Source organism: Legionella fairfieldensis ATCC 49588, from assembly GCF_000621525.1.
GTDB classification, from domain to species: domain Bacteria; phylum Pseudomonadota; class Gammaproteobacteria; order Legionellales; family Legionellaceae; genus Tatlockia; species Tatlockia fairfieldensis.
In genome coordinates this window covers 1-7,558 of sequence record NZ_JHYC01000042.1, presented here as the reverse complement: position 1 = coordinate 7,558, position 7,558 = coordinate 1, and the positions used below count along the sequence as shown (strand labels likewise).

Genomic DNA, 7,558 nt, shown 5'->3' with positions numbered 1-7,558 from the left:
TGGGCCAAAAATTAATTTCATTCGCATTTAATTTGGGCCAACTTGATGCGCTGATTGTGGGCCGAGTCGTTTTTGATTGCGAGCCGTTACAACTATTGATTTTGAAGACATTATTTATCGTCCTTTGATTTTAGTTCTCTAAAATCAGCAAATAATTCTTCCTCAGAAACGCGATATTCAGCCAGCATCTTATCTAATGTAACAGCAGCACTTTTTAAAGCATTAAGATCGGAGTGTTCGGTCTGGCTTTTTGTTGGAATATAGTATCCAACCGTCTCACCATGACGAGTTACCGCAACAGGAGAAGACTTTAATACGTATTGTTTCAGATGATCTCTAAATTCTCGCATACCCACTTTCAGTACAGGTTCAGTCATAATAGCCATCCATTAATTTTGTGTACCCATGTGTACATAATAGTATTTAACCTAATTATTGTCAAATAATTACACATTAACTGTGTGACTCAAAACTCATTTTGTCCACATATCCATACGAAGCGAAACAATCTACAACCTAAGTGGAGCTATAGTGTGGATATGTGGGCAAAATGAGGCTCTTTGTTTTGCAATGCAAGAAACAAAGAACCGTATTGGCAGAAGCCAATGGACGCGAAACAGGGTGAGTTGATTATTCCCTTGAGGGAGGGAAAATGCCCAGGGTGATACCAACAGGCTGGTAAAAATAGAGGAATAATTTTATCGGCCACAATGCCTCTTTCGGCACACGGGAACGCGTGCGCTTTAAACGTGCGCAGCACGCTGCGTCACTATCGATTAGCGCTAAGCTAGTCATAGTGACGCAGCATTTATGCTGCGAAATATCAAATTATATCAATAAGATAAAGATAAAACGGACGGAAAATAGAATTTTCCGTCCGTTTTATCTGTCTACATTTTCGCTTTTTCGCATCTATATAAACCAAACTTTTCGCACAATATAAACGGAGCATTCCGTTTATATTGAGCTCATTTTTATTGGTCCATCAATGCTTAATACATTTTAAGTATTGCCCATTCCAAATACCCTTGCTATGATAAAAATAAGCACGGCTGATGAATCGGTGAAATTCCGATGAAACCAACAATTTGGTCTCGTGTAAAATGTCTGACTCTATTCCTTAGCCTACAGACAGGACGTATAGTTTGGAAACCTACTGTTATTCATTGAATCATCAATGAAACCTACCGTTATCAAAATACCTTATATTTTGAACCTATTGTTGACCATGCAAACTATTTGCATGGACCTACTGTTATCAACGAATAATTGTATATTCGTTGAACCTTTATACGTTGATATTGAACTATCAATCGTTTGACTATTTGAACCTTGATATTTGAACCGAGTTTTAAGCGAGTAATGAGCAGTGATTTTGGACTGTGATTTATAAGTTTTTAATTTGTATTTGGTGAAATGAAATATATTTATTTTCAATTGTGACTTTTAAATACAGGAGAACCTAAGATATGACCAATGAAAATAAAAACAATGATGATTTAAACGTGACCAATGACTATGAAGCGCATGAGAAAAAAGATTTCTTATTAAATCAGGAGAACTTTGAACGTTTAATGCAGGTACAGCGTGACATTGAAGCTGAAACTGAAATGAGACCGACTTTTAAAAAGTTGATTAATGCACTTGTGACAGATGAAGCACTTTTAACTGTGAAACAACGATTGATTGAACAAATGAGCTAATAACCATGATTTTCATTCAATTGAAATTTGAACTTAAAACAAAGAAAAGGAGAACCATAAAACAAAAAACGTTGTAATTTGAGTTAAACGATAGTTGAAGCAACTACTGATTTACCTCTGACTATAGAGCCATGTGACGAAAGTCTAGGATCATCAAATGTATGACCTGCTCTGTCAACACTAAACAAAATACAAGGTAAAGGTAGTGAAGGTTTATTAATTAAGGATGGATAGGATATGGGAAGAACAGGGCAACTAAGGGAAGTTGCTAAAAAGCAATTTGCCAGAATAAAAACAGGTTCTCATCAAAAAAGAACATACAGAAAAAATACAGTATTTCGTTTCATTGACACGCTATATGCTTGTGGCACTGTTCCACCAAGCTGGTATGGCCTAAATAAAGAGCATATTTCAAATGCAGTTACATATTGGCGAAAAAAACCAATAACTGATGATTCGATTAGAATATATTTAGCTGAAATCAGATACTTTTTGCAAACAATTGATCATCAGCTCAGTGGCATCGATAACAAATCACTCGGGCTTAATAGAACAGCAGAAGTTAAAAGGAAAAAATTCCATGATGATTGTTTACAAAAAATATCCGACCCCATTATAGGTCTTATCATAAGACTACAAACCGAATTTGGATTAACTCTGAGTGAGGCGTTTCGTTTTACCCCTGATCTTCATGCCAGAACAAAATATTTATTGTTAAGCCGCGATATGGCTCATAACTCAGCAGACAGGGTTATCGATATCTATTCTAACTCCCAAAAGCAATTACTGGAACTGGCAGATAGTATCATTGAAATGAATTCTAATCCTGTTAAGCAATATGGTTATGACAGTTTAAGAGGTCGCTATAGAGTGGAAATCAAAAGAGTAGGCCTCACCCCATCCGTTAATTATCGATATATTTTTGCACAAAACAGGTTTGCTTATTTATGCAAGGATATGAAAAAAGCGGATGCCAGAGGATTAATATTATTGGAAATGGGGGTTAGTGAAAGAGCATTAAGGAGATATCTAAATGAGTAAGACAAAATTAAAAAATGCGCAATATTCTGTTAATGAAATTGTAAAAAATGCATCCTATCGCTCGTATGCCAGTAAAAATGATATGCGTGTTATGCTTTCAAAATGTGTGCGCGATCTGCATGATCTAGGCTTTAAAATATCTCATGTTAAAGGGTTTAAGCCTAAGCATGTCTTTAAGCTCGTTGAACATTGGAAAGAGGAAAACAAATCAACAGCCACTATTAAAAATTATTTATCCAAGCTAAGAGAGCTTGGTAAATTACTTGATGATAAAAAACTGGTGAAACCAGACAATACGCCATATAACATTGGCAGCAGACAATATTTTCCGCAAACAAGCAAAGCTATTCATGAAGTGGATTTTTCAAAATGCACTGATCCATTGATAAGACTTTCAATGGAAGGACAATATTTATTTGGCTTGAGACGTGAAGAATCCATTAAATTTAATTTTAGTCAGGCGTTAATCAAAAAAGATGCGATTTTATTAGCGCCCAGCTGGACCAAAGGCGGCATTGGCAGAAGTATTCCCATAACCAATCAAGCGCAGCGTAACTGGATTGAACGCGTAAAGCAAACTGTAGAACATGGACAGTCTTTGATTTATGAAAGTACGAGTTATGCGGATCAGCTCCATAAGTATGCTTATCAAACAAGACGTATGGGACTTCGCCAACTTCATGGATTAAGACATGCCTACGCCCAAAGACGTTATAAAGAATTAACTGCCTATTACGACCCAAATAGAAAAGGATGGGAATGCCCCTTTGATGGTGGCCCAATGAAAAATGAATTATCAAAAGAGCAAAAAAACATCGATTTTAAAGTACGACACATCCTTACAAGAGAGCTCGGTCATTCACGCTTAAGCATTTTAAAATCGTATTTATCTTGAGGTTTTTGTTTTAATCTCAGCTGATTTTTGATATTATTATAGATAGTAAAACACAACTGATGAGTCGGTGAGACTCCGATGAAACCAGACTTTTTTGGTCTTGTGTAAAATGTCTGATTCTATTCCTTAACCTCAGACAGGACGTATAGTTTGGAAACCTACTATTATTCATTGAATCATCAATGAAACCTACCGTTACGATACTAAATCGACCTAATGTTATTTTCACATATGTGAAAATCCCTTTTTTAAATTATCAATAAATTTAAGGCTTTGTTTGGTTTTGATATTTATTGCGCTCTTTAAAAATTGGGTCAACATGTGGTTTGGGTCAAAGGCTTATTAACTTGCTGGATGAAATCGTCCAGCAGGACGCTTTTTCCAGCATTTTATGGAGGAAGTGTTCAGTGAAAATCCAATGCGACTCGCTTAAATATGTTACACTTTTAGAAAGTAAAGGAATTTCTCATAAATCAGCAAAAGCTTGCTTTGAAGTTTTAACTGATATGGAAATACAAAACATCTATAGTGTTAACGAGGTTAACAGCATGTTAAATGAAGCGATTAATAAGGTTTTTGAGGACAGGGATAAAATGTTTGAGCAGCGTGATAAGATGCTTGAACAACGAGATCTGCGCCTGGCCGAGCAAAAGCGTGAGTTTGATGAAAATTTACGCCTTCAACGCCAGGAAATGCTTGAGTCTCGAAAAGAACTTAGACAAGAAATTCTTGCCTCAAGGCGATGGTTGATGGGTACGATGCTAACCATTGGGTTATCATTAGCAGCTTATCTAACCACCTTATTTAAAATGATTCATTAAAATCTGTTTGTTTATTTCAACCCAACTGGGAACATCTTCCCAGTTGGGCGTGGTGTTCCAGAATTTTTTAAGGAAACATCATGCAATTAAACAATGCTATATCTCATAATGAACGTATTATTTTTGAACTTTCTGGTGTTGCCAATGAAATTCAAGAGTTAGAAGCTAAATTTAGCTTGCTAGAACTCTATGACATTGAAAAGGCCATCAAAAAAATAAAAAATCGTCTACAAGGGATAAGTATAATAAGCCTACAAGCGCTGTCTTTTCTGTCACCATTTAAGTTTAGCCTGGACGCAAGTCCAAATTAGATTTATTTCCGCATACCGCACAAGAGAAAATTTCCCACCTTGTGCGGATAGTTTTCTCTTGTGCATTTTTTCAAAATCAATCAAGGAGAAAATTATGAGTGGATCACTTAATAAGGTGCAGATCATTGGTCACTTAGGCCTGACACCCAAAGCGATTTCAACAAAAGATGGTTCTGTCTTTTACTCTACATCCATTGCAACCAATGAACGCATTAAAAAAAATGATAATTGGGAGCAGGTAACAGAGTGGCATCAGTTGTTGTTTTTTGGAAAATTTGCCAAAGCTTGCGAGCACCTTCAAAAAGGCTCTTATGTCTACCTTGAAGGCAAGCTTAGAAATAATGTTTGGAGTGATGTTGATGGTAATCAACATCGACAGGCCAATATTGTTGTTACCAAGCTTGAGTTTTTAGACAAAAGAACAAGCAGCGAAGCCAAAGAGGGCTCAACACCTATAAGCCCTGAGCAGCATATGGCTAATATCAAGGCAATATTAGGCGATGAACCTCTTGAAGACAGTGTTCTGTTTTAAGCCCTCTTTCGTTTAAATGTTTCACACCCCATGGGGAGCATTCCCTGTGGGAGTGCTCCTTTTAATATAAGGAGAATTTTTCATGATGGACAACTACCAATTAACAGCTGTCGGCCACCATCTTAATTACTGGCCGGAAGATATTAGTTTCCAAAAACTGATTGAGCGTCTTACTGATGAAGATTATGGCTTCGATGATGACGAGCTAATTGTCTGCGATCACCTTGGTTATAATGATGGGTGGTTTGTTGCCGATTTAATCAAAGGTCTCGAACGGTATTTGAGAACTCATTTTTTGGTAAAGAATCATTAATGCAATTGAAATCATTACAAAAGGAATCATGGAAGACACCGACTGCAAAGAAAAACAATCACAATATTTAGAAGACATTTATTGCAACAGCAATAATAAATCTGAAATTGACGAATGTTTTATTTGCTTATGTGGCTACAGTCTTTCCAGCATTCTTGGCATTTAATTTGTTTAATTGTTTTAAACACTTTCCCACAGGGAGCATCCTCCCTGCCAGGGATGGTGCTCCTTAATTTAATTTTAAGGAGAAAATTATGCAACATTTATCAATGAACCAATTGGCACATATCGTTCCTTCTTTATATACCCAGGAAGGTTATGAAAATACCAGCGACAGATACCAGCCAATTTCAACAGCCATGGTTGTTGAAAAGCTTATGTCAGAAGGTTTTTATCCAACCAAGGCCTATCAAACAGGCTCACGGACCAAGGAAAAAAAACTATTCTCAAAGCATATGATACGGTTTAGACGTTATGATTTGAATTATTCAGCCTCAGAGTATTTTCCTGAGATAATATTAATCAATTCCCATGATGGTCTTTCATCTTATCGTTTAATGGCAGGTCTTTATCGTTTGGTGTGCAGTAACGGTATGGTCGCAGGTTCTGAGTATGATGAAGTCAGAGTCAAACACTTTGGTAACATCATCGATAATGTCATAGAAGGCACGTTTGATATCGTTAAATGTTTTGATATTTTGATGAATGCAGTTCAAACCATGCAGTCAATTTCTTTGGAACAAGATGAGAAATTATATCTTGCCCAGAAGGCTCACTCACTTCGATTTGAAGGAAATGCCGCTGCTGCTATCCAACCAGAAAAGCTTTTACGGCCAAGACGGGTTGGAGATTTGGATAATGATTTATTTACTGTATTAAATGTAATTCAGGAAAATATTATCCGCGGTGGTATTTCTGGCATATATCGTAACGAGCGAGGCTGGCCGCAACGAACCAGAAGCCGTGAGGTTAAATCTATCGATCAAAACATACGATTAAACCGTGAATTATGGTCTGCTGCTGAGAAATTGCTACCACAAGTCGCTTAAATAACCAGAACTATTTACTGGATTTTAAGCACCACCCAAAGGGAAAATCCTTTGGGTTTCTCCTTTATTCAATATTAAGGAGATATAAAATGAATGAACAAGAAACCCTTTTGTCTCATGCTCATATAGAAGAATTAATCAGCAAAAAAAGTGGTACAACCCTGGTTAAAAAAATGTCTTCAAAGAGCTTTGTTGTTTCTTCATATTTTGCCGAAGGTTGTGATAGATATTATTTTGATTTTACCCTGGACTATAAACAGGGTTGGGAACAATATGATACACAATCTGATGCCTGGTATTTTGGAATATGGGTCAACATCAAAACTATGCAGACTTTAGAGTATTGTGAAGGTGACGTTATTTTACGAACTTACTATCACAGATATGACTTAAAAGAAGCATTGGACAAAATGTCTGAGTTTCATGGTGAGCCACCACCAGCGTTCACTTCAATTAATAAAAATGGTGATATTTGTCATTTTTATGATGAACGTCCATCGATAACTTAAATCTTACTAACCAGGCATTGTGCCTGGTTTTTTTTGGACCAAAATAAGGTAGAATTAGTCCCATGAATAAAGAACAAACTCAAGACAGCTCATTAATTAAAACGCTAAACTATTTTTTAGTGTTTTACATTATTTATATACTCATAGGTGTTACGGCCTAATTAGATTAAAAATTCAGCATGACTCTTTTTTACCAAAGATCGGGCGGAGGGTCATATTTCAAATACAAAAAGGATTAATTTTCGCACCACAAATAGAGAATAACTTACTCAAATCGTTCATTTCTATTCTTTTTCTGACGAGCTTCTTTATCTCTATTTTTTAAAGTATGCTCTCGAAGAATGACAAGAAAAGAGAAGTTAAAAGAGCGATTGTTGAGTTACC

At 36.2% G+C, this 7,558-nt stretch carries 10 protein-coding genes; 9 read left to right on the top strand and 1 reads right to left on the bottom strand.

Going from position 1 to position 7,558, the window contains the following annotated elements:
• Positions 1-110 precede the first annotated feature (110 nt).
• A complete protein-coding gene (locus tag T345_RS0110405) occupies positions 111-377 on the bottom strand; it encodes a hypothetical protein (RefSeq protein WP_035918830.1) in 267 nt (88 codons plus the stop codon).
• 1,092 nt (positions 378-1,469) lie between these two features.
• On the opposite strand from T345_RS0110405, the gene T345_RS0110400 reads away from it, so the two are divergent.
• From T345_RS0110400 to T345_RS14135, 9 genes are all read left to right on the top strand, one after another.
• Complete coding sequence (locus tag T345_RS0110400) at positions 1,470-1,703, top strand: hypothetical protein (RefSeq protein ID WP_028389292.1); 234 nt, start codon at positions 1,470-1,472, stop codon at positions 1,701-1,703.
• 237 nt (positions 1,704-1,940) lie between these two features.
• Entirely contained in the window at positions 1,941-2,744 is an 804-nt protein-coding gene (locus T345_RS0110395; protein ID WP_028389291.1) for a hypothetical protein, read from the top strand.
• On the top strand, positions 2,737-3,639 hold the full coding sequence (locus T345_RS0110390; protein ID WP_028389290.1) for a phage integrase N-terminal domain-containing protein: 903 nt from the start codon (positions 2,737-2,739) through the stop codon (positions 3,637-3,639). Before T345_RS0110395 ends, T345_RS0110390 begins: the two co-directional genes overlap by 8 nt.
• Positions 3,640-4,046: 407 nt before the next feature.
• Positions 4,047-4,460, top strand: a complete 414-nt coding sequence (locus T345_RS14140; protein WP_035918827.1) for a hypothetical protein — start codon at positions 4,047-4,049, stop codon at positions 4,458-4,460.
• A gap of 80 nt (positions 4,461-4,540) precedes the next feature.
• A complete protein-coding gene (locus T345_RS0110380; protein WP_028389288.1) occupies positions 4,541-4,771 on the top strand; it encodes a hypothetical protein in 231 nt (76 codons plus the stop codon).
• Positions 4,772-4,865: 94 nt separating this feature from the next.
• Positions 4,866-5,303 (top strand): single-stranded DNA-binding protein, encoded by a 438-nt coding sequence (locus T345_RS0110375; RefSeq protein WP_028389287.1) that lies wholly within the window; start codon positions 4,866-4,868, stop codon positions 5,301-5,303.
• Positions 5,304-5,385: 82 nt separating this feature from the next.
• The gene (locus tag T345_RS0110370) at positions 5,386-5,616 is read left to right on the top strand and encodes a hypothetical protein (protein WP_028389286.1); all 231 of its coding nucleotides are present in this window, start codon (positions 5,386-5,388) and stop codon (positions 5,614-5,616) included.
• 254 nt (positions 5,617-5,870) lie between these two features.
• A complete protein-coding gene (locus T345_RS0110360; RefSeq protein ID WP_035918825.1) occupies positions 5,871-6,665 on the top strand; it encodes a DUF932 domain-containing protein in 795 nt (264 codons plus the stop codon).
• Positions 6,666-6,754: 89 nt separating this feature from the next.
• Entirely contained in the window at positions 6,755-7,174 is a 420-nt protein-coding gene (locus T345_RS14135; RefSeq protein ID WP_051555241.1) for a hypothetical protein, read from the top strand.
• Positions 7,175-7,558 lie beyond the last annotated feature (384 nt).